The organism is Rhodopseudomonas sp. G2_2311 (assembly GCF_047501505.1).
In the GTDB taxonomy this organism is placed as follows: domain Bacteria; phylum Pseudomonadota; class Alphaproteobacteria; order Rhizobiales; family Xanthobacteraceae; genus Rhodopseudomonas; species Rhodopseudomonas palustris_H.
On sequence record NZ_JAZDRK010000016.1, the window covers coordinates 101754 to 121464 of the forward strand.

General features: G+C 66.1%; 19 protein-coding genes and 1 pseudogene. 16 read left to right on the forward strand and 4 right to left on the reverse strand.

The window, feature by feature from the left end:
- Window positions 1-42 precede the first annotated feature (42 nt).
- Window positions 43-804 carry a crotonase/enoyl-CoA hydratase family protein gene (locus tag VRZ08_RS18980; protein WP_107354378.1) on the forward strand — a complete coding sequence of 254 codons (762 nt, stop codon included), beginning with the start codon at window positions 43-45 and terminating at the stop codon, window positions 802-804.
- A gap of 42 nt (window positions 805-846) precedes the next feature.
- Here VRZ08_RS18980 and VRZ08_RS18985 read toward each other — a convergent pair whose 3' ends face one another.
- Together VRZ08_RS18985 and VRZ08_RS18990 are read right to left on the reverse strand one after the other, a co-directional pair.
- Window positions 847-1323, reverse strand: a complete 477-nt coding sequence (locus VRZ08_RS18985; RefSeq protein ID WP_107354377.1) for a hypothetical protein — start codon at window positions 1321-1323, stop codon at window positions 847-849.
- Entirely contained in the window at window positions 1320-1538 is a 219-nt protein-coding gene (locus tag VRZ08_RS18990) for a hypothetical protein (RefSeq protein ID WP_159059312.1), read from the reverse strand. Before VRZ08_RS18990 ends, VRZ08_RS18985 begins: the two co-directional genes overlap by 4 nt.
- Window positions 1539-1540: 2 nt before the next feature.
- Between VRZ08_RS18990 and VRZ08_RS18995 the strand changes: the two genes are divergently transcribed.
- From VRZ08_RS18995 to VRZ08_RS19030, 8 genes are all read left to right on the forward strand, one after another.
- The gene (locus VRZ08_RS18995) at window positions 1541-3223 is read left to right on the forward strand and encodes a bifunctional metallophosphatase/5'-nucleotidase (protein WP_414533518.1); all 1683 of its coding nucleotides are present in this window, start codon (window positions 1541-1543) and stop codon (window positions 3221-3223) included.
- A 163-nt stretch (window positions 3224-3386) separates the two neighbouring features.
- On the forward strand, window positions 3387-4316 hold the full coding sequence (locus VRZ08_RS19000; protein ID WP_107354375.1) for a histone deacetylase family protein: 930 nt from the start codon (window positions 3387-3389) through the stop codon (window positions 4314-4316).
- A gap of 82 nt (window positions 4317-4398) precedes the next feature.
- Entirely contained in the window at window positions 4399-4650 is a 252-nt protein-coding gene (locus VRZ08_RS19005; protein ID WP_107343103.1) for an exodeoxyribonuclease VII small subunit, read from the forward strand.
- 413 nt (window positions 4651-5063) lie between these two features.
- A complete protein-coding gene (gene dxs, locus VRZ08_RS19010; RefSeq protein ID WP_263990694.1) occupies window positions 5064-6989 on the forward strand; it encodes a 1-deoxy-D-xylulose-5-phosphate synthase in 1926 nt (641 codons plus the stop codon).
- Between the two features lie 71 nt (window positions 6990-7060).
- Window positions 7061-7624 carry a nucleoside 2-deoxyribosyltransferase gene (locus tag VRZ08_RS19015; RefSeq protein WP_414533519.1) on the forward strand — a complete coding sequence of 188 codons (564 nt, stop codon included), beginning with the start codon at window positions 7061-7063 and terminating at the stop codon, window positions 7622-7624.
- Window positions 7625-7626: 2 nt separating this feature from the next.
- Window positions 7627-8367: a TlyA family RNA methyltransferase gene (locus VRZ08_RS19020; RefSeq protein WP_414533520.1), complete on the forward strand. Its 741-nt coding sequence runs from the start codon at window positions 7627-7629 to the stop codon at window positions 8365-8367.
- Window positions 8368-8429: 62 nt separating this feature from the next.
- Window positions 8430-9854, forward strand: coding sequence for an MATE family efflux transporter (locus tag VRZ08_RS19025; RefSeq protein WP_107354371.1), 1425 nt, complete (start codon window positions 8430-8432; stop codon window positions 9852-9854).
- Between the two features lie 46 nt (window positions 9855-9900).
- A complete protein-coding gene (locus tag VRZ08_RS19030; protein ID WP_414533521.1) occupies window positions 9901-11139 on the forward strand; it encodes a class I SAM-dependent RNA methyltransferase in 1239 nt (412 codons plus the stop codon).
- Window positions 11140-11367: 228 nt separating this feature from the next.
- Here the strand turns inward: VRZ08_RS19030 and VRZ08_RS19035 are convergent, their stop codons facing one another.
- Both VRZ08_RS19035 and VRZ08_RS19040 read right to left on the reverse strand, forming a co-directional pair.
- Window positions 11368-11778 carry a cell division protein ZapA gene (locus VRZ08_RS19035; protein WP_107343097.1) on the reverse strand — a complete coding sequence of 137 codons (411 nt, stop codon included), beginning with the start codon at window positions 11776-11778 and terminating at the stop codon, window positions 11368-11370.
- Window positions 11775-12119, reverse strand: coding sequence for a DUF4164 domain-containing protein (locus VRZ08_RS19040; protein ID WP_107343096.1), 345 nt, complete (start codon window positions 12117-12119; stop codon window positions 11775-11777). The genes VRZ08_RS19035 and VRZ08_RS19040 overlap by 4 nt, the downstream gene beginning before the upstream one ends.
- A gap of 329 nt (window positions 12120-12448) precedes the next feature.
- On the opposite strand from VRZ08_RS19040, the gene tkt reads away from it, so the two are divergent.
- From tkt to VRZ08_RS19075, 7 genes and pseudogenes are all read left to right on the forward strand, one after another.
- Complete coding sequence (tkt, locus tag VRZ08_RS19045) at window positions 12449-14434, forward strand: transketolase (RefSeq protein WP_414533522.1); 1986 nt, start codon at window positions 12449-12451, stop codon at window positions 14432-14434.
- 215 nt (window positions 14435-14649) lie between these two features.
- Window positions 14650-15657, forward strand: a complete 1008-nt coding sequence (gene gap / locus VRZ08_RS19050; RefSeq protein WP_264054377.1) for a type I glyceraldehyde-3-phosphate dehydrogenase — start codon at window positions 14650-14652, stop codon at window positions 15655-15657.
- A 220-nt stretch (window positions 15658-15877) separates the two neighbouring features.
- The gene (locus VRZ08_RS19055; protein ID WP_414533523.1) at window positions 15878-17074 is read left to right on the forward strand and encodes a phosphoglycerate kinase; all 1197 of its coding nucleotides are present in this window, start codon (window positions 15878-15880) and stop codon (window positions 17072-17074) included.
- Window positions 17075-17177: 103 nt separating this feature from the next.
- Window positions 17178-17459, forward strand: a complete 282-nt coding sequence (locus tag VRZ08_RS19060; RefSeq protein ID WP_107354365.1) for an antitoxin MazE family protein — start codon at window positions 17178-17180, stop codon at window positions 17457-17459.
- A gap of 14 nt (window positions 17460-17473) precedes the next feature.
- Window positions 17474-17779 (forward strand): annotated as a pseudogene (locus tag VRZ08_RS19065) (type II toxin-antitoxin system PemK/MazF family toxin).
- 54 nt (window positions 17780-17833) lie between these two features.
- Window positions 17834-18868, forward strand: coding sequence for a class I fructose-bisphosphate aldolase (locus VRZ08_RS19070; protein WP_107354363.1), 1035 nt, complete (start codon window positions 17834-17836; stop codon window positions 18866-18868).
- Window positions 18869-18873: 5 nt separating this feature from the next.
- On the forward strand, window positions 18874-19533 hold the full coding sequence (locus tag VRZ08_RS19075) for a thiamine phosphate synthase (RefSeq protein ID WP_414533524.1): 660 nt from the start codon (window positions 18874-18876) through the stop codon (window positions 19531-19533).
- The last annotated feature ends 178 nt before the right edge of the window (window positions 19534-19711 follow it).

The window sequence follows — 19711 nt, forward strand, 5'->3', positions numbered from 1 at the left end:
CTCCGCTTGAGGCGGGGACGCCGGGTCTTAGGGGGAAATGCCATGACGGAGCATCTGATCGTCACGGATGAAGATGGCACGCGCGTGATCACCATGCGCCGGCCGGAAAAGAAGAACGCGCTGACGCAGGACATGTATCGCGAGATGAGCCACGCGATCGACACTGCGCAGAACAATCCCAATATCCGTTGCCTGATCATCACCGGCGGCTCCGGCGTGTTCACCGCCGGCAACGATCTCGACGATTTCCTCAAAGCCGGCACCGATACCAGCGGCGCGGCGCGCGTCACCAACGCCACCAAGTTTCTGTATTCGCTGGCTCACAATGTGAAGCCGATCATCGCGGCCGTCGACGGCATTGCGATCGGCATCGGCACCACGATGCTGTTTCACTGTGACTACGTGCTGGCCTCGACCACGGCGACGTTCTCGACGCCGTTCATCCAGCTCGGGCTGGTGCCGGAGGGCGCGTCCAGCCTGCTGATGCCACGCACCATGGGCTATCAGCGCGCCTTCGCCACGCTGGTAATGGGCCACACCATGACGGCCGAGAACGCCCGCGTCGCCGGTTTCGTCAACGTCGTGGTGGCGCCCGGCCAGACCGAGATGGAAGCCAAAAAAGCCGCGCGGGAAATCTGCGCGCTGCCGGCCGAAGCGGTGGCGATCTCGCGCAAGCTGCTGCGGCTGGCGCCCGATGAGATCACCCGGCGGATCGATCAGGAAACGCATCTGTTCGGCGAGCGGATGAAGTCGCCCGAAGCCGTCAACGCCTTCATGCGCTTCTTCCAGCGGAAGAAGAGCTGAGATGACGGCTGCGGCACCCGGCGGGCGCCGCAGCCGGACCGATTACTTTTTCCCGGGCGCGAAATTCTGATCGCTGAACGGGTTCGACGCCGGCGTCCGCAGTTGGACGAAGCCGAGCTTGAGCTCGCGGTGGCACGAATTGCAGCCGGCGGTGAGGTCATCATAGGCCCGGGCGAATTCGCGGGCGTCCTTGGCGGCGATCGCCGCCGACACTGCATCAAGCGGCTTGGCCATCGTGGTCACATCGTTGACCGGCAGGCTCTGATAGAGTTGGGCGGCATCTTCGAGCCTCGCCTTGAGCTGCTTGGTCTCGTAAGTCGCAAGCCCCCAATTGCCGGCCTTGCCGGCGTACCAAAGCTTGATGTGCGCGACCTGCGCGCCCTGCATTAGATCGGAAAGGCGCGGCTGGGGTCGTTCGGCTCCCCGCGGCTGCTGCGCGACGGCCAGCGACATCGTGCCGGCGAACGCCATCGCACCGATAACAACGGCTGCGGGCCCAGCGAGCGAAAACCTCTTCATGCGTCATCCCCGGTCTTGTACGAGCATCGCGACTCGCGGTCCGTCGCGCGATTGAGTGCCATCAGTAACGCCGCGCCGCCGTGAAGTTCAATCGGCACGTCGGCAAGGTTGGTATTCGGCGGCGCATTCGCGTCGTCCTGCGGCAAACCGACGCCACTTGCATTCGCGCGCGCGGCAGGCGATGCGAAGCGTGAAAAAAGCTCTGCTCGGATCACCGATGATCAAGCTCCGCTCTCGCCTGCCCCTGCTCGCCACCGCCGCCGCGCTCACTGTCGCATCCGTGTCCGCCCCGCGCGCGGCCGAATTGCTGCCTCCACCGGTCGATCTGCGGATTCTGGCGATCAACGATTTCCACGGCAATCTGCAGCCGCCGCCCGGCGGCATCGCGATCGACGACCCGGCCGATCGAACCAAGAAGATTCATGTCCCCGCCGGCGGCGCCGAACACATGGCGACGCTGGTCAAAGCGCTGCGCAAGGATCATCCCAACGCGATCTTCGTTGCGGCAGGCGACCTGATCGGCGCCAGCCCGTTTCTGTCGGCGATGTTTCACGACGAGCCGACCATCGAGTCGCTGTCGTTGATGGGGCTGGCGCTGTCCTCGGTCGGCAATCACGAGTTCGACGAGGGCAAGACGGAGCTGCTCCGGATGCAGAACGGCGGCTGCCATCCGGTCGACGGCTGCCAGGGGCCGCATCCGTTCAAGGGCGCGGCGTTCAACTATCTGGCCGCCTCCACGGTCGAGACCGCGACCGGCAAGACGGTGTTTCCTCCCTACGCAATCCGCAAGTTCGACGGCGTGCCGGTGGCGTTCATCGGGCTGACGCTGAAGAACACGCCCAACATGGTGTCACCGCCGGGTGTCGCCGGCCTGTCGTTCAGGGACGAGGCCGAGACCGTCAACGCCCTGATCCCGGAGCTGAAGGCCAAGGGCGTCGAGGCGATCGTGGTGCTAATCCATGAAGGTGGTTTTCCGACCGGCGACTACAACGAATGCCCGGGTATCTCCGGCCCGATCGTCGAGATCGTCAACAAGCTCGACCGCGCCGTCGACGTGGTGATCAGCGGTCATACTCACCGCGCCTATACCTGCCGGATCGACGGCCGCCTCGTCACCAGCGGCGACAAATACGGCACCATCGTCACCGCGATCGACCTCAAGCTCGATCCCACCACCCGCGACGTGATCAGCGCGGCGGCCAATAACACGATCGTCCGGACCGACGCGCTGGCCAAGGATCCGGCGCAGACCGCACTGATCGCCGCCTACGACAAACTGGCCGGCCCGATCGCGGCACGGCCGGCGGGTTCGGTGACATCGGCGCTGTCGCGGATGCCGAATGCGGCGGGCGAGAGCGTGCTCGGCGACGTCGTCGCCGATGCCCAGCTCGCCGCGACATCGGACAAAGACAAAGGCGGCGCCGAGATTGCGCTGACCAACCCGGGCGGCGTCCGCTCCGATATTCTCGGCGGCGAAGGCGGCGCGGTCACGTTTGGCCAAGTGTTCGCCGCGCAGCCGTTCCGCAATCAGCTGGTAACCATGACGCTGACCGGCACCCAGCTCAAGGCGGCGCTCGAACAGCAATGGGCGGAGCCGGCGCGGCCGCGAATTCTGCAGGTGTCGAAGGGCTTTCACTTCGCCTGGGATGCGGCGGGGGCCTCGGGTGCGCGAATTCCGCCGGACAGGATGACGTTGAACGGAGCGCCGATCGATCCGAACCGCGCCTACCGGGTGACGCTGAACGCCTATCTGGCGGCGGGCGGCGACGGCTTCACCGTGTTCAAGGACGGTGCTGCACCGCAAACCGGCGTGTACGACGTCGACGCGCTGTTCGCCTATTTCAAGACGCACAGTCCGGTGGTGCCGCCGCCGACCGACCGGGTGACGCGCTTGAATTGAGCGAGCTCTAGTTGTTTGTTTTGATGCGTTTTCTTCGAGCGGAGCAGTTTCCATGTCGCTCGAAAACGCTCTAAGCCTTAAGCGGCCCTTTCGCTGGCCGCAGCGAGTAACTACATTCATTCGAATATAATACAGACACAGATCGGCGCCCGGGCACTTCTGAATGACCACGCTTTTTCTGACCCATTCCGCGTGCCTCGACCATCACACGCCGGAAGGACATCCTGAGCGCGCTGCGCGCCTCGCCGCCATCAACAAGACGCTGGGCGAAGAACGCTTTGCACCGCTGGCGCGCGCGGAGTCGCCGATCGGCTCGCTCGAGCACATCGCGCTGTGCCACACCGATCACCACATCGTCGAGCTGCGCCACATGTCGCCGTCCACCGGCATCGTCTATGTCGACGGCGACACCTCGATGTCGCCAGGCACATTCGAAGCCGCGCTACGCGGCGTCGGCGGTTCGGTCGCGGCGGTGGATGCGGTGATGAAGGGCGAGGCCGCCAACGCCTTCGTCGCCACCCGTCCGCCGGGTCACCATGCCGAAATCACCAAGCCGATGGGGTTCTGCTTCTTCGGCAATGCCGCGATCGCCGCGCGCTACGCCCAGCGCCAATATGGCATCGAGCGCGCCGCGGTGGTGGATTTCGACGTCCACCACGGTAACGGCACCCAGGACATCTTCTGGGGCGACCGAACCGTGATGTATTGCTCTACCCACCAGATGCCGCTGTTCCCGGGTACCGGCTCGCAGGGCGAGCGCGGCGAATATGACAATATCGTCAACGCGCCCCTGGCTTCCGAAGATGGGGGGACTGAGTTCCGGTTCGCGTTCGAGCAGCTGATCCTGCCCCAACTCAAGCGGTTTTCGCCGGAATTGATTGTGATTTCGGCCGGTTTCGACGCCCATTACCGCGATCCGCTGGCCAGCCTGAACCTGCGCGCCGAAGATTTCGGCTGGGTCACCGAACGGCTGATGGAGGTCGCGGCCCACACCGCCGGAGGCCGCATTGTCTCAGTGCTCGAGGGGGGATATGACCTCCAGGGCCTGAGTGAATCGGTGGCTGCGCATGTGGGCGCCCTGATGGGCGCTTGAACCAGCCGCCCCGCCAGGCGACCAAGAACAACAACCAAAACAATGCTGCCGCGCCCCTGCGCGGTGCAGCCGGGAATGCGAAATGGCCGAAGCCGCAACCGCCGATGTGAAGAAGCTCAGCTTCGAGCGCGCCCTCGAGGAACTTGAGACCATCGTCAAGCGGCTCGAAGACGGCAAGGTGCCGCTCGAGGAGTCGGTCACGATTTATGAACGCGGTGAAGCTTTGAAGCGCCGCTGTGAGGATCTGCTGCGGCAGGCCGAAGCCCGCGTAGACAAGATTACCACCGACGCGCAGGGCGCCCCGACCGGCACCGAACCGCTGGACGTGCAATAACCCCGACATCCGCAAAGGTAATTGCTTGCGCCGCCCTCCGGCCACGACCGTGTTTGCGGCGCAACACTGGAGTTCCGAAACTACCCCCATCAACCCTGTTGGCCGAAAGTTTACGCAGCCTGACCAAGCCTTGGGCGGCCGATGGTTGGATTTAATGACGGGTTTGTGTAAAGGTATGAGCTTATGCGCCGCGCTTGACACTCGCCGGGATGGCACTGTCAAGTTCGGTGGACGTGTGCAGCCGCAATAAGTGATCGAGGTCACTTCGACGATCGGGAGCGCACACTACGCTTCGATCGTTGATTTCTCCTGAAGTAGGAGTGCGGGAGCCGGGTGAGGCTCACGCAGACTGGACACTCGGACCATTCGTCGAGGGACTCACCACCCTATAGTTATAAGACTGGAATATCGCCGTGACCGAATTTAGCAAAACGCCGCTTCTCGACACCATTCGTACACCGGAAGATCTGCGCAAGCTGCGGGTCGATCAGGTTCGGCAGGTCGCCGACGAATTGCGATTGGAGACGATCGACGCGGTATCGGTAACCGGCGGGCATTTCGGCGCCGGTCTCGGCGTGGTCGAGCTGACTACCGCACTGCACTATGTGTTCGATACCCCGCGCGACCGCCTGATCTGGGACGTCGGCCACCAGGCCTATCCGCATAAGATCCTGACCGGCCGCCGCGACCGCATCCGCACGCTGCGGACGCCGGGCGGCCTGTCCGGCTTCACCAAGCGCACCGAGAGCGATCACGACCCGTTCGGCGCCGGCCATTCCTCGACCTCGATCTCGGCCGGCCTCGGTATGGCGGTGGCCAGCGAGCTGTCGGGCATCAAGAACAACGTCATCGCGGTGATCGGCGACGGCTCGATCTCGGCCGGCATGGCCTATGAGGCGATGAACAACGCCGGCGCTATGAACTCGCGGCTGATCGTGATCCTCAATGACAACAACATGTCGATCGCTCCGCCGGTCGGCGCGATGTCGTCGTATCTGTCGCGGCTGTATTCGGGCAAGACCTACCGGTCGCTGCGCGAGGCCGGCAAGCAGATCGGCAAGCACCTGCCCAAGCTGATCGCCGATCGTGCCGCCCGCGCCGAGGAATATTCCCGCGGCTTCATGATGGGCGGCGGCACCCTGTTCGAAGAACTCGGCTTCTACTATGTCGGCCCGGTCGACGGTCACAATCTCGACCACCTGCTGCCGATCCTGCAGAACGTCCGCGATGCCGACACCGGCCCGTTCCTGATCCACGTCGTCACCCAGAAGGGCAAGGGTTACGGCCCGGCCGAAGCGGCGGCCGACAAGTATCACGCGGTGGTCAAGTTCGACATCGCCACCGGCGCCCAGGCCAAGGCCAAGTCGAACGCGCCGTCCTACCAGAACGTGTTCGGCCAGAGCCTGGTCAAGGAAGCCCAGAAGGACGACAAGATCGTCGGCATCACCGCGGCGATGCCGTCGGGCACCGGCATCGACATCTTCGAGAAGGCCTTCCCGAAGCGCACCTTCGATGTCGGCATCGCCGAACAGCACGCCGTGACCTTCGCGGCCGGCCTCGCCACCGAGGGCTACAAGCCGTTCTGTGCGATCTACTCGACCTTCCTGCAGCGCGCTTACGATCAGATCGTCCACGACGTCGCGATCCAGAAGCTGCCGGTGCGCTTTGCGATCGACCGCGCCGGACTGGTCGGTGCCGACGGCGCCACCCACGCCGGTTCGTTCGACAACGCCTATCTCGGCTGCCTGCCCAACATGGTGATCATGGCTGCAGCGGACGAAGCCGAGCTGGTGCACATGGTCGCCACTCAGGTGGCGATCGACGACCGTCCGAGCGCGGTGCGCTATCCGCGCGGCGAAGGCCGCGGCGTCGAGATGCCGGAAGTCGGCGTTCCGCTGGAAATCGGTAAGGGCCGCGTCATCCGCCAGGGCAACAAGGTCGCGCTGCTGTCGTTCGGCACCCGCCTCGCGGAGGCCGAGAAGGCCGCCGACGAACTCGCCACCCTCGGCCTCTCCACCACCGTCGCCGACGCGCGCTTCATGAAGCCGCTCGACGTCGAGCTGGTGCTGAAGCTCGCCCGCGACCACGAAGTGCTGCTCACCATCGAAGAAGGTTCGATCGGCGGCTTCGGCAGCCACGTGATGCAGACGCTGGCCGAGCACGGCATGCTCGACGGCGAAGTGAAGATGCGCGCGCTGGTGCTGCCCGACGTGTTCCTGGATCACGACAACCCGACCGCGATGTACGCCCGCGCCGGCCTCGACGCCAAGGCGATCGTCAAGAAGGTGTTCGACGTGCTCGGCAAGGACGCCAAGGCCGACACCGTGAAGCTGGCCTGATCCGGCTGCTTTCGCTAATTCATCAGGACGGCGGCACGGGCGACCGTGTCGCCGTTTTGTTTTAGGCGCCCATGAAGATCTACCTCGCCGGCCCCGACGTGTTTCTGCCCGATGCGCTGCAGATCGGCCGGCGCAAGGCCGAGCTGTGCGCGGACCACGGCTTTGCCGGGCTGTTTCCGCTCGACAATGCGGTCGCGCTTGCCGCGCACGACGCGTCGCTGCAGATCTTCCGCGGCAACGAAGCGATGATGAATGAAGCCGACGCCATCATCGCCAATCTGACGCCGTTCCGCGGTCCCAGTGCCGACGCCGGCACGGTGTACGAACTCGGCTACATGGCCGGACGCGGCAAGCTGGTGCTCGGCTATTCGAACGACCCGGCGAACTACGTCGCGCGGGTCAAGCAGTTCGAAACCGTCGAGAGCCGCGACGGCCTGCTGATCGGTGCCGACGGCCTGGCGGTCGAAGACTTCGGCCTCGCCGACAATCTGATGCTGATCCACTGCCTCGATCTGCACGGCGCGCCGCTGGTGACGCCGCGCGAGATGCCGGCCGATCCATGGCACGACCTCGCCAGCTTCACCGCCTGCGTCCGGATCGCGGCGGAGCGGCTGCGGCCGCATCGGGCGCGCTGACCATGGCGAAGCCACCAGAGTCTACGCCGCGCAAACGCGCCGATGTCGTGCTGGTCGAGCGCGGCCTGTTCGATAGCCGTGCGCGGGCGCAGGCGGCGATCGTGGCCGGGCTCGTAGTTGCGGACGGCAAGCCGGTCACCAAGGTCTCCGAACCGATCGCGCTTGACGCACAGCTTGAAGCGCAGCCGGCGCATCCCTGGGTATCGCGCGGCGGCGTCAAGCTCGCCGGCGCGCTGGAGCATTATCCGATCGAGATCGAGGATCACGTCTGCCTCGATGTCGGCTCCTCCACCGGCGGCTTCACCGAGGTGCTGCTGGCGCACGGCGCCGCGCTGGTGTTCGCCGTCGATGTCGGCCGCGATCAGCTCCACGCTTCACTGCGCGGCCATCCCAAGATCGTGTCGATGGAAGAGACCGACATCCGCAAGCTCGAGGGCACGCGGCTGCCGCAGCGGCCGGACGTCGTGGTGATCGATGCCAGCTTCATTTCGCTGAAGCAGGTGCTGCCCGCGGCGCTGTCGCTTGCCGCATCGCCGATGAGTCTGCTGGCGCTGATCAAGCCGCAGTTCGAGGCGCCCTCGAAGCGCGGCATCGTGCGCGACGCCAAGGTGCATCGCGCGGTGTGCGACGACGCGATCGCCCTCGCCGCCTCGCTCGGCTGCCGCGACATCGAGGTCTTTGCGTCCTCGATCGCCGGCGGTGACGGCAACGTCGAATTCTTCCTCGGCGCAAAGCGCGGCTAAGGGCTTTCAAGGCGCGACGTCTTGGCCGGAACCAAAGTCTTACTCCGGCCGCAACTTCGGTTATGGTGCGCGCCATGACCGTACCTGGTTCCAACATCGCCGCCGGCGCGCTTGCGCCGGCGAAATCGTCTGCGTGGCGGACAGAGCTGATCGAAACGCTGTGGCTCGCGTGGCCGATGGCGCTGACGCAGCTCGGCCAGATCGCGATGATGACCACCGATCTGGCGCTGATCGGCCGGCTCGGCGACACCGCCGTGGCGGCGGCTGCGCTCGCGCATATCGTACTGTTCTCGACCTTCACGATGGGCCTTGGGCTGGTCTCCGCAGTGACGCCGCTGGCGGCGCAGGCGTTCGGCGCGCGCGCGCCGCGACAGGTGCGTGCGTCGCTGCGCGTCGGGCTGTGGGCGGGCGTGATCGCCGGCGTGCCGCTCACGCTTGGCCAGCTCTATGGCGAAGAGCTGCTGGTCGCGCTCGGCCAGAATCCTGAGACCTCGCGCCTCGCCGGCGATTATCTCGACGGACTGGCATGGTCGCTGGTGCCCGGCTGGCTGTTCATCGCGCTGCGCGGCTTGATGGGCGCGGTGAATCGGCCCGAGCCGGCGCTGTGGATCATGCTGACCGCGATCCCGATCAATCTCGGCCTCGCTTACGTGCTGATCCACGGTTCGTTCGGCCTGCCGCGGCTGGAAATCTTCGGCGCCGGCCTTGCCACCAGCATCGTGTCGTGGGCGATGTGCATCGCCGCCGCATTGGTGTGCGTGACGATGCGCCCGTTCCGGAAGTACCAGGTATTCGGCGAGTTGTTCCGGTTCGACGGCGAGCTGATGCGCCGGCTGCTGCAGCTCGGCCTGCCGATCTCCGGCGCTTCCGTGCTGGAATACGGCGTGTTCGGCGCCGCGGCGCTGCTGATGGGCAAGTTCGGCACCACCGCGCTCGCCGCGCATCAGATCGCCCTGCAGGTCGCCGCGATCATGTTCATGGTGCCGATGGGGATATCGGTCGCCGCCACGGTGCGGGTCGGCCATGCGGTCGGCCGCGGCGATCCGCCGTCGGCGCGACGCGCCGGCTTTGCGGCGATCGGCCTCGGCTTCATATTTATGGCCGCGATGACGCTGCTGGTCGCGCTGACGCGGCATCAGATCCCGCAGCTATTCCTCGGCGATTCCGACACCTCAATCGAAACCGCGACGCTGACCGCGGCGCTGCTGATCGTCGGCGCGAGCTTCTTCATTGCCGACGGCCTCCAGGTCGTCGCCAACGGCGCGCTGCGCGGCCGCAACGACACCAAGGTGCCACTGCTGTTCGCGGTGCTCGGATTCTGGCTGATCGGTTTTCCGTTCTGCTGGGTGCTCGGCTTCCACACCGACCTCGGCCCGTTCGGTGTCTGGATCGGGCTGGCGATCGGCCTGACCGTCTATGCGGCGCTGCTGGTGTGGCGGTTTCACCGGCTGACGCGCGACGCAATGGCAGCGGCCGTCGCCGCCTGATCACTTCCGGCTTTACGGCCTGCCGGCCGGGGACTATCGCATCGCCATGATCCAGACCCTGACGATCGATCAGCTCGGCCACCGCGGCGACGGCGTCAGCCTGTCGCCAGGCGGCGCGACTTACGTGCCATTCGCGCTGCCTGGCGAAACCGTCGAGGCCGAACCGGTGCAGGGCCATCCCGACCGCCGCAAACTGCTGCGCGTCGAGGTCCCCAGCCCCGACCGGGTGGCACCGTTCTGTCCGCATTTCGGCGTGTGCGGCGGCTGCGCGATCCAACATTTGCGCGACGAGCCGTATCGGACGTGGAAGCGCAACCTGGTGATCGAGACGCTGGCGCAGGCGGGGATCGACGTTCCGGTCGATCCGCTGATCGATGCCCACGGCGCCGGTCGCCGCCGCGTCACGCTGCATGGACGCCGCGGCACGCACGACATTCTCAAGGTCGGCTTCAGCGCCACCGCAAGCCACGACATCATCGCCATCGATCACTGCCCGATCCTCGATCCGGCGCTGAGCGGCGCGCTGGAAGCGGCCTGGGCGCTGGCCGAAGCGCTGACGCCGGTCGGCAAGCCGCTCGATATTCAAGTTACCGCGACCGAGAACGGCCTCGATATCGACGTGCGCGGCTCGGGCCCGCTGCCGCCGAAGATGATCACCTCGCTGTCGCAGCTCGCCGATAAGCACAAGCTCGCCCGGCTGACGCGCCACGGTGAATTAGTTCTGCTACGCCGGCCGCCGGTGGTGGCGATCGGCAAGGCCAAGGTGACCTTGCCGCCGGGCGCGTTCCTGCAGGCGACGGCGCTCGGCGAACAAACGCTGGCAGAGCTGGCGATGGCTCATCTCGGCCGCGCCAAGCAGGTCGCGGATCTGTTCTGCGGCGTCGGCCCGTTCGCGCTGCGCCTCGCCGAGAAGGCGCGGGTGTTCGCCTGTGACAGCGACGCGCCGGCCGTCACGGCGCTGCAGAAGGCCGCGCCGGCGACGCCGGGGCTGAAGCCGGTGAAGGCCGAAGCGCGCGATCTGTTCCGTCGCCCGCTGGCGCCGCCCGAACTGCGCGATTACGACGCCGTACTGTTCGATCCCCCGCGCCAGGGCGCGCAGGCGCAGGCCACGCAGCTCGCAGCCAGCCGGGTGCCGCTGGTACTCGCCGTCTCCTGCAACGCCACCACCTTCGCCCGCGACGCGAAGCTGCTGATCGATGGCGGCTACAAACTCGAACGCGTGATCCCGGTCGATCAGTTCAAGTACACACCGCATGTCGAGCTGGTGGCGGTGTTGCGGAAGTAACAACAGCTCTGTGCTGCAATCACAACCTCTCCCCGTCATTCCGGGGCGCGCGCAGCGCGAGCCCGGAATCCATATCCCCTGTCGTCACAGTTAAGGACTGCATCTCCGCTGCAGTGTTTCACCGCGATTCCAGGGGATATGGATTCCGGGCCTGCGCGCAAGGGCGCGCATCCCGGAATGACAAACGATAGTGTCCCCGGCATTGCGCGCTGTAAGGAAGAAACAAGACTACCCGATCGCGATGCCGCCGCCGATGGTGCGGTTGAGGACCTGGGTGGTGCGCTCGATGCGTTCGGCGGCGCTGTTGAGCGCGGCGGCGACGGCGCGGTTGGTCGACACGGTGCGATCGAGCGAAGCGGCGCGGTCGTTGCGCAAAGCATCGACTTCCTGCTGCAGCGAGGCGATGCGGCCGTGGGCGTCGAGGAGTTCGTCGGCCATCATCAGCGCCGCCATCACGGTGAGCCGCGCGTCGCCGATCTCGCCGAACCGGCCGCGCAGGCTCTGAATCCGCGTCTCGAGATTTTCAGCGAGCCCGAGCAGCTGCGGCTCCTGGCCCGGCTCGCAGGCCATTCGGTATTGCCGGCCATTGATGGTGACGCTGACATGGTTGGCGGACCCAGCGGAGTCGCTCGAGCTCATGACTCCTCCTCGGCCGGCTGTGGATCGCCCGCTTCCGTGTCGAGCACGTGGCGAATGGTGTCGATGGCGGAGTCGAGCCGCTGCGCGATCTCGCGATTGACCCGCTCGAGCTTGCGGCTGCGCACCAGCGCACCGTCGAGTTCGTCGGCGAGTCGCGACCGATCGGCGCCGAGCGCCTGGATTCGCGAGGCCAGCTCGTCTTCGTCGCGGTCGGCCTCGGCACGCCGTTCCACCGCGCTTTCCAGCGCTTCAAGCGCCGCTGCAAGGCGGCGAGCCGCCGCGACGATCTCGGCCGGTGCCTGATCGGCAGCGATGGAACCGTGGGCAGGACGATCCGTCATGCTCGTTGCGCGACCCCTCGCAAGCTCCCACACCCCGAGGTCTCTGGGGACCCCCACAAAAGCCACGATTGAACAAGCCTTTAGAGCATGAAATTTACGTGGCGCAGAAGCCCAGCGCAACGCTGCCGCTGCACTATGCACTGCAAAGCACCCGCCAAAGCGCCGGTTCCGGGCCAAAATGTTGGCCCTAGCGGTATCGGGTGCTATGCCGAACTGGCTTCCCCGGCTGTCCAGCCCCATCTGTTCTGTTCATCGCCCTGCCATGGAGGCAGGGCACGTTCCGATTCTACCGGAACAACCGCAACCCTCATTTTCAGGCGAGATCCATCATGGCGCAGGTCGATCATTCCCGCATGGCAAACGCAATCCGGGCGCTGGCGATGGATGCGGTGGAGAAGGCCAAATCCGGCCATCCCGGGCTGCCGATGGGGGCCGCCGATGTCGCGACCGTGCTGTGGTCGCAGTTTCTGAAATTCGATGCCGCCGATCCGCACTGGCCGGACCGCGACCGTTTCATCCTCTCGGCCGGTCACGGCTCGATGCTGCTCTACGCGCTGCTGTATCTGACCGGCAACGAGGAAGTGACGCTCGATCAGATCAAGAATTTCCGCCAGCTCGACTCCAAGACGCCGGGCCATCCGGAGAACTGCATCACCTCGTCGGTCGAGACCACCACCGGCCCGCTCGGCCAGGGCGTCGCCTCGTCGGTCGGCACGGCGCTGGCGGAGCGGCTGCTGCAGGCGGAATTCGGCGACATCGTCGATCACTACACCTACGTGCTGTGCTCGGACGGCGACCTGATGGAAGGCGTCAGTCACGAGGCGATCGCGCTCGCCGGGCACCTCAAGCTGTCGAAGCTGATCTTCCTGTACGACGACAACGGCATCTCGATCGACGGGCCGCTGTCGCTCACCGACAATGTCGACCAGGTCGCGCGCTTCCAGGCGCATGGCTGGAATTCATTCCGGATCGACGGTCACGACCACAAGGCGATCGCCGACGCGATCCGCAAAGCCCAGGCCTCCGACCGGCCGACCATGATCGCCTGCAAGACCACCATCGGCTTCGGCGCGCCGCATAAGGCCGGCACCTCGAAGGCGCATGGCGAACCGCTCGGAGCCGAAGAGCTTGCCGGCGCCAAGAAGGCGCTCGGCTGGGACTACGGCCCGTTCGAGATTCCGGACGACGTGCTCGGTGCCTGGCGCAATGTCGGCAAGCAGGGCGCCTCCGCCCGCGCCGACTGGCTGACCCGGTTCGACGCGCTGCCGGCGGACAAGCGCGACGATTTCAAACGCCGGGTGATCGACCGTAAGCGGCCGGCGGCGATTGCGGATGCGATCCGTGCGCTCAAGGACAAACTGGTCGCCGAACCGCAGACCATCGCCACCCGCAAGGCCAGCGAACTGGCGCTGGAAGCGCTGACGCCGGTGGTGCCCGAGCTGCTGCTCGGCTCCGCCGACCTGACGCCCTCCAACAACACCCGCGTCAAGCAGGCCAAGGACGTGACGCCAGACGATTTCTCCGGCCGCTACATCCATTACGGCATCCGCGAGATGGGGATGGCGGCTGCAATGAACGGCCTGGCGCTGCACGGCGGGTTCGCGCCCGCGGGCGGCACATTCCTGTGCTTCACCGACTACGCGCGCCCGTCGATGCGGGTCGCGGCGCTGTCGCATGTGCCGGTTGTCTACATCATGACCCACGATTCGATCGGGCTCGGCGAAGACGGCCCGACGCATCAGCCGGTCGAACACCTCGCCGCTCTGCGGGCGATGCCGAACATGCGGGTATTCCGCCCGGCCGACGCGGTGGAAACCGCCGAATGCTGGCAGCTCGCGCTGGAGAACACCAATGGGCCGACCGTGCTGGCGCTGTCGCGGCAGAACCTCGCTCAGGTCCGCACCGCAACCTCCGAGGCCAACCTCTGCGCCACCGGCGGCTATGAGCTGATCCCAGCGCCGGGCAAGGCCCAGGTGTCGATCTTCGCCACCGGCTCCGAGGTCGAGATCGCGGTCGCGGCGCAGAAGTTGCTCGAGGTGCAGGGCGTCGCCGCCCGCGTCGTCTCGGTGCCGTCGCTCGATCTGCTGCTGGCGCAGGACGACGCCACCCGCGCCGCGATCATCGGCGATGCGCCGGTCAAGGTCGCGGTCGAGGCCGCAGTGCGGTTCGGCTGGGACGCGGTGATCGGTCCGGACGGCGGCTTCGTCGGCATGACCGGGTTCGGCGCCAGCGCGCCGGCCAAGGACCTCTACAAACACTTCGGAATTACCGCCGAGGCCGTGGCGGACGCCGCTAAGCGTCGGCTCGCCGCCTAATATCGCGGCGCCCGCACGCGGGCGATTAAGGATCGCGCAATTATTCGGGCGCGGCAGTTCACCGCATCAGGTGGGCCGCGCCTGCGGTAAGTCTTTGATCTGAATCATGAACGAGCGGATTGCAACCGCTCGGTATTTTGGGCATGAAACCGCGCAAGAGTACGGGGAGCGCCCCGTCGTAGAATTGAAAATCATCTGCAGCGAGGAGAAGTTGGATGGCAGTTCGGGTCGCGATCAATGGGTTTGGCCGCATCGGCCGCAACGTTATGCGGGCGATCTACGAGTCCGGCCGTAAGGACATCGAAGTCGTTGCGATCAACGATCTCGGCCCGGTCGAGACCAATGCCCATCTGCTGCGCTTCGACTCCGTCCACGGCCGCTTTCCGCACGAAGTCAAGGTCGACGGCGACACCATCGATGCCGGCCGCGGCAAGATCAAGGTGACGGCGATCAAGGATCCGTCGGCGCTGCCGTACAAGGAAGTCGGCGTCGACATCGCGCTGGAATGCACCGGCATCTTCACCGCGCGCGACAAGGCCGCGGCGCTGCTGACCGCCGGCGCCAAGCGCGTTCTGGTTTCGGCCCCGTCGGACGGCGCTGATGCGACCATCGTGTATGGCGTCAACCACGAGACCCTGTCGAAGGACCACATGGTGGTGTCGAACGGCTCGTGCACCACGAACTGCCTGGCTCCGGTCGCCAAGGTGCTCAACGACACCGTCGGCATCGAAACCGGCTTCATGACTACGATCCATGCCTACACCGGCGACCAGCCGACGCTGGACACCATGCACAAGGATCTCTACCGCGGCCGCGCTGCAGCGATGTCGATGATCCCGACCTCGACCGGCGCCGCCAAGGCGATCGGCCTGGTGCTGCCCGAGCTGAAGGGCAAGCTGGATGGCGTCGCGATCCGCGTGCCGACCCCGAACGTCTCGGTGGTCGACCTCAAGATCATCGCCAAGAAGGCCACCACCAAGGAAGAGATCAACGACGCGATCAAGCGCGCCGCCGAGCAGGAGCTGAAGGGCATCCTCGGCTACACCAACGCGCCGAACGTTTCGATCGACTTCAACCACGATCCGCACTCGTCCACCTTCCACATGGACCAGACCAAGGTGCAGAACGGCACGCTGGTGCGCGTGATGTCGTGGTACGACAACGAGTGGGGCTTCTCCAACCGCATGGCCGACACCGCCGTCGCGATGGGCAAGCTGATCTAATCGACCAAGTCTCGATCTAATCGACTGAGCCGCTCAGCGGTGAGTCGACGACGACACGGCGCCTCATGGACCAAGTTCGGGTTATCACCCGCTTCTGCCATGAGGCGCCGCATTCGACGCGCCGAAGCTGTTCTTCGTGCGCCCATCATCCTCCCTCATCCTGAGGAGCCGAGCGCAGCGAGGCGTCTCGAAGGATGACACCCAAGGCACCGGGTTCATCATGACAAAGACATTCCGCACCCTCGACGACGTCGATGTGAAGGGCAAGCGCGTGCTGCTGCGCGTCGATCTCAACGTGCCGATGGACGCCGGCAAGGTGACCGACAACACCCGACTCGAGCGCGTGATGCCGACCATCACCGAGCTGTCGAGCAAGGGCGCCAAGGTGATCCTGCTGGCGCATTTCGGCCGGCCGAAGGGCCGCGACGACAAGAACTCGCTCAAGCCGGTCGCCGCCGCGCTGGCCGACGTCATCAAGAAGCCGGTCGGCTTTGCTGATGACTGCATCGGCGAGCCCGCCGCCAAGGCGATCGCCGCGATGGCCGACGGCGACATCCTGTGCCTGGAAAACACCCGCTTCCATCCCGAGGAAGAGAAGAACGATCCGGCGTTCGTCGACAAGCTCGCCGAGCTCGGCGACATCTGGGTCAACGACGCGTTCTCGGCCGCGCACCGCGCCCACGCCACCACCGAAGGCCTCGGCCACAAGCTGCCGGCCTATGCGGGCCGCACCATGCAGGCCGAATTGGTCGCGCTGAACAAGGCGCTGGAAGCGCCGGTGAAGCCGGTGATCGCGATCGTCGGCGGCGCCAAGGTGTCGACCAAGATCGACCTGCTCGAAAACCTGGTCACCAAGGTGCAGGCGCTGGTGATCGGCGGCGGCATGGCCAACACCTTCCTGCACGCCCAGGGCGTCAAGGTCGGCAAGTCGCTGTGCGAGAAGGACCTGGCTCCGACCGCGCTGCGCATCCTCGATAAGGCCGAAGCTGCCAACTGCGCCATCATCCTCCCGGTCGACGCCACCGTGGCGTATCACTTCGAGGCCAACGCCCCGTCGTTCGCCTACGGCCTCGACGCGATCCCGCCGGACAGCATGATCCTCGACGTCGGCCCGCGCTCGATCGAGCGCATCCACGCCGCGATCGACGATGCCGCCACCCTGGTGTGGAACGGCCCGGTCGGCGCGTTCGAGCTGACGCCGTTCGACAAGGGCACCGTCGAAGCCGCCAAGCATGCCGCCAAACGCACCAAGGCCGGCAAGCTGGTGTCGGTGGCGGGCGGCGGCGACACCGTCGCGGCGCTCAACCACGCCGGCGTCGCCGACGACTTCACCTACATCTCGACCGCCGGCGGCGCCTTCCTGGAATGGATGGAAGGCAAGCCGCTGCCGGGCGTGGAAGTGCTCCAGGTCAAGTGAGCCCTACGGCCGGCGCCCCCCCCCCCGCGGCGCCGGCTTGCGACCGCCTCCACCGGAGCCTATCTTGCGTTACATGTAACGCTCCGGTCGGAGGAGGCCTGCGATGGACCAGCCGGTCGACAAGCCCGCCAAGGGCAAGCGCGCTGCCGCTGCCGGCGGAGCTTCGAAGCCGCGCAGCGCCAGCGCGGAACGGGTCCGCCGTCACCGCGACAAGATGAAGGCCATGGGCCTGAAGCCGGTAACTCTCTGGGTTCCGGAGAACTACAACTCGCAGGAATACAAGGCCGAGATCAGGCGGCAGTGCCTGCAGCTCAAGAACGATCCCCACGAACAACAGATTCTTGCCGAAACTGAAGACTGGTTCGATTCAGAAGGCTGGAAGTGACCCGAGGCGACGTCGTGCTGGTCGCTATGCAGGGCGACTACGGCAAGCCGAGGCCTGCCGTCGTCGTGCAGGTCGACGACTTCGAGGAGGTCCCCTCCCTCGCAGTTTTGCCCCTCACAACTTAACTGCGCGATATCCCGGCGATCCGCCTTGTCGTCGAGCCGACCCCGGACAATGGCCTGCTGCAACGGTCGCAGATCATGGTGGACAAGATCACGGCGGTCGCGCGGCGCCGGGTTGGCCAACGGATCGGTTCCCTCTCCACTGGCGACATGGCCGCGGTCAATCGCGCCCTCGCCATCTTCCTCGGCATTGTCTAAGACCCTGTCCGAACGGCTTCCCAAACCAACAAGAACAGCCAAAGGAGAGACGCGATGAACCTCGCTGACTTGAACCAGATCGCTCGCGCCATGGTCGCACCCGGCAAGGGCATTCTCGCTGCCGACGAGTCGTCGGGGACGATCAAGAAGCGGTTCGACGTGATCGGGGTGGAGTCGACCGAGACCAACCGCCGCGACTATCGCGAGATGCTGTTCCGCTCCAAGGAGGCGATGAGCGACTACGTCTCCGGCGTGATCCTGTACGACGAGACGATCTGGCAGAACGCCGCCGACGGCACTCCGCTGGTGAAGCTGATCGAGCAGGCCGGCAGCATCCCCGGCATCAAGGTCGACGAGGGCACCCAGCCGCTGCCGAACTGCCCGGGCGAGACCATCACGGTCGGCCTCGACAAGCTCGCCGAGCGGCTCGCCAAGTACTACAAGCAGGGCGCCCGCTTCGCGAAGTGGCGCGCCGTGATCGACATCGACACCGCCCGCGGCGTGCCGACCCACACCGCGATCATGACCAACGCCCATGCGCTGGCGCGCTACGCAGCGCTGTGCCAGCAGGCCCAGATCGTGCCGATCGTCGAGCCCGAAGTACTGATGGACGGCGCCCACGACATCGACACCTGCTACAACGTCACCGAATGGGTGCTGAAGGAAACCTTCCAGCAACTCTACTTCCAGCGCGTCGCCCTCGAAGGCATGATCCTGAAGCCGAACATGGCTGTCCCCGGCAAGAAATCGGCTAAGAAGGCGTCGGTGCAGGAAGTCGCCGAGAAGACCGTGAAGCTGCTGAAGGCCTGCGTGCCGTCGGCGGTTCCGGGCATCGCCTTCCTGTCCGGCGGCCAGTCGGACGAAGAAGCGACGGCGCATCTCGATGCCATGAACAAGATCGGCGGCCTGCCCTGGGGCCTCACCTTCTCGTACGGCCGTGCCCTGCAGGCCGCGCCGCAGAAGGCGTGGTCGGGCAAGGCCGAAAACGTCGCGGCCGGTCAGGCCGCGTTCACGCACCGGGCCCGGATGAACTCGCTCGCCGCCAAGGGCGAGTGGAGCGCCGAGCTCGAAACCAAGAAGGCCGCCTGAGCCGTATGAACGCCAAGCCTGCTCCATCGCGTCCGGCGCCGCGCCTGTATCTGGCGACGCCGGTGACTGCCGATCCCGCCGCCCTGGTCGCGGCTCTGCCGAAGCTGCTCGCCGCCGCCGATATCGCGGCGGTGCTGCTGCGGTTGGAGCCGTCCGATCCGCGGACCCTGACGTCGCGGATCAAGGCGGTGGCGCCGGTGGTGCAGGCAGGCGGCGCAGCGCTCCTGGTCGACGGCCACGCCGACCTGGTGGCGCGCGGCGGCGCCGATGGGGCGCATCTGTCCGGCCTCGAAGCGATGCAGGAATGGCTGGCGCAATTGCAGCCATCCCGGATCGCCGGCGTCGGCGGGCTCGAAACCCGGCATGATTCGATGATCGCCGGCGAAGCCGGCGCCGATTACGTGCTGTTCGGCGAGCCCGGCGCCGACGGCACCCGGCCCTCGGCCGAGGCGATTGCCGAGCGTTTGGACTGGTGGGCCGAGCTGTTCGAGCCGCCGTGCGTCGGCTATGCGACCAGCCGCGACGAAGTCCATCAATTCGCCACAGCAGGTGCCGATTTCGTGCTGGTGGGCGACTTCATCTGGAGCGCCGACGTTCCCACGGCCGCGCTGGCGGACGCCGGCGAAGCGCTGCGCCAAGGCTTCGCTGCCGCCCCCCGGCAATAACACATTGGATTCCAAGATGAAGGCGCTGCGCGCGTTCGCGATTGTTGCGGCTTCGTTGCTGCTTGCCACCGGCGCAGCGGCGCAGGTCTCGCTGTCGCCGCCGTCCGGCCCCAACCCGTTCCCGAAGCCGCTGGAGCCGGAAAAGCCGAAGCCCCGGCCCCCGGCCCCGGCCAAGGCC

Excerpts from the sequence above, each read along its gene's own strand:
- VRZ08_RS18980 (WP_107354378.1), top strand. The coding sequence starts at position 43 with ATGACGGAGCATCTGATCGTCACGGATGAAGATGGCACGCGCGTGATC.
- VRZ08_RS18985 (WP_107354377.1), bottom strand. The coding sequence starts at position 1,323 with ATGAAGAGGTTTTCGCTCGCTGGGCCCGCAGCCGTTGTTATCGGTGCG.
- VRZ08_RS18995 (WP_414533518.1), top strand. The coding sequence starts at position 1,541 with ATGATCAAGCTCCGCTCTCGCCTGCCCCTGCTCGCCACCGCCGCCGCG.
- VRZ08_RS19000 (WP_107354375.1), top strand. The coding sequence starts at position 3,387 with ATGACCACGCTTTTTCTGACCCATTCCGCGTGCCTCGACCATCACACG.
- VRZ08_RS19005 (WP_107343103.1), top strand. The coding sequence starts at position 4,399 with ATGGCCGAAGCCGCAACCGCCGATGTGAAGAAGCTCAGCTTCGAGCGC.
- VRZ08_RS19015 (WP_414533519.1), top strand. The coding sequence starts at position 7,061 with ATGAAGATCTACCTCGCCGGCCCCGACGTGTTTCTGCCCGATGCGCTG.
- VRZ08_RS19020 (WP_414533520.1), top strand. The coding sequence starts at position 7,627 with ATGGCGAAGCCACCAGAGTCTACGCCGCGCAAACGCGCCGATGTCGTG.
- VRZ08_RS19025 (WP_107354371.1), top strand. The coding sequence starts at position 8,430 with ATGGTGCGCGCCATGACCGTACCTGGTTCCAACATCGCCGCCGGCGCG.
- VRZ08_RS19030 (WP_414533521.1), top strand. The coding sequence starts at position 9,901 with ATGATCCAGACCCTGACGATCGATCAGCTCGGCCACCGCGGCGACGGC.
- VRZ08_RS19035 (WP_107343097.1), bottom strand. The coding sequence starts at position 11,778 with ATGAGCTCGAGCGACTCCGCTGGGTCCGCCAACCATGTCAGCGTCACC.
- VRZ08_RS19040 (WP_107343096.1), bottom strand. The coding sequence starts at position 12,119 with ATGACGGATCGTCCTGCCCACGGTTCCATCGCTGCCGATCAGGCACCG.
- tkt (WP_414533522.1), top strand. The coding sequence starts at position 12,449 with ATGGCGCAGGTCGATCATTCCCGCATGGCAAACGCAATCCGGGCGCTG.
- gap (WP_264054377.1), top strand. The coding sequence starts at position 14,650 with ATGGCAGTTCGGGTCGCGATCAATGGGTTTGGCCGCATCGGCCGCAAC.
- VRZ08_RS19055 (WP_414533523.1), top strand. The coding sequence starts at position 15,878 with ATGACAAAGACATTCCGCACCCTCGACGACGTCGATGTGAAGGGCAAG.
- VRZ08_RS19060 (WP_107354365.1), top strand. The coding sequence starts at position 17,178 with ATGGACCAGCCGGTCGACAAGCCCGCCAAGGGCAAGCGCGCTGCCGCT.
- VRZ08_RS19070 (WP_107354363.1), top strand. The coding sequence starts at position 17,834 with ATGAACCTCGCTGACTTGAACCAGATCGCTCGCGCCATGGTCGCACCC.
- VRZ08_RS19075 (WP_414533524.1), top strand. The coding sequence starts at position 18,874 with ATGAACGCCAAGCCTGCTCCATCGCGTCCGGCGCCGCGCCTGTATCTG.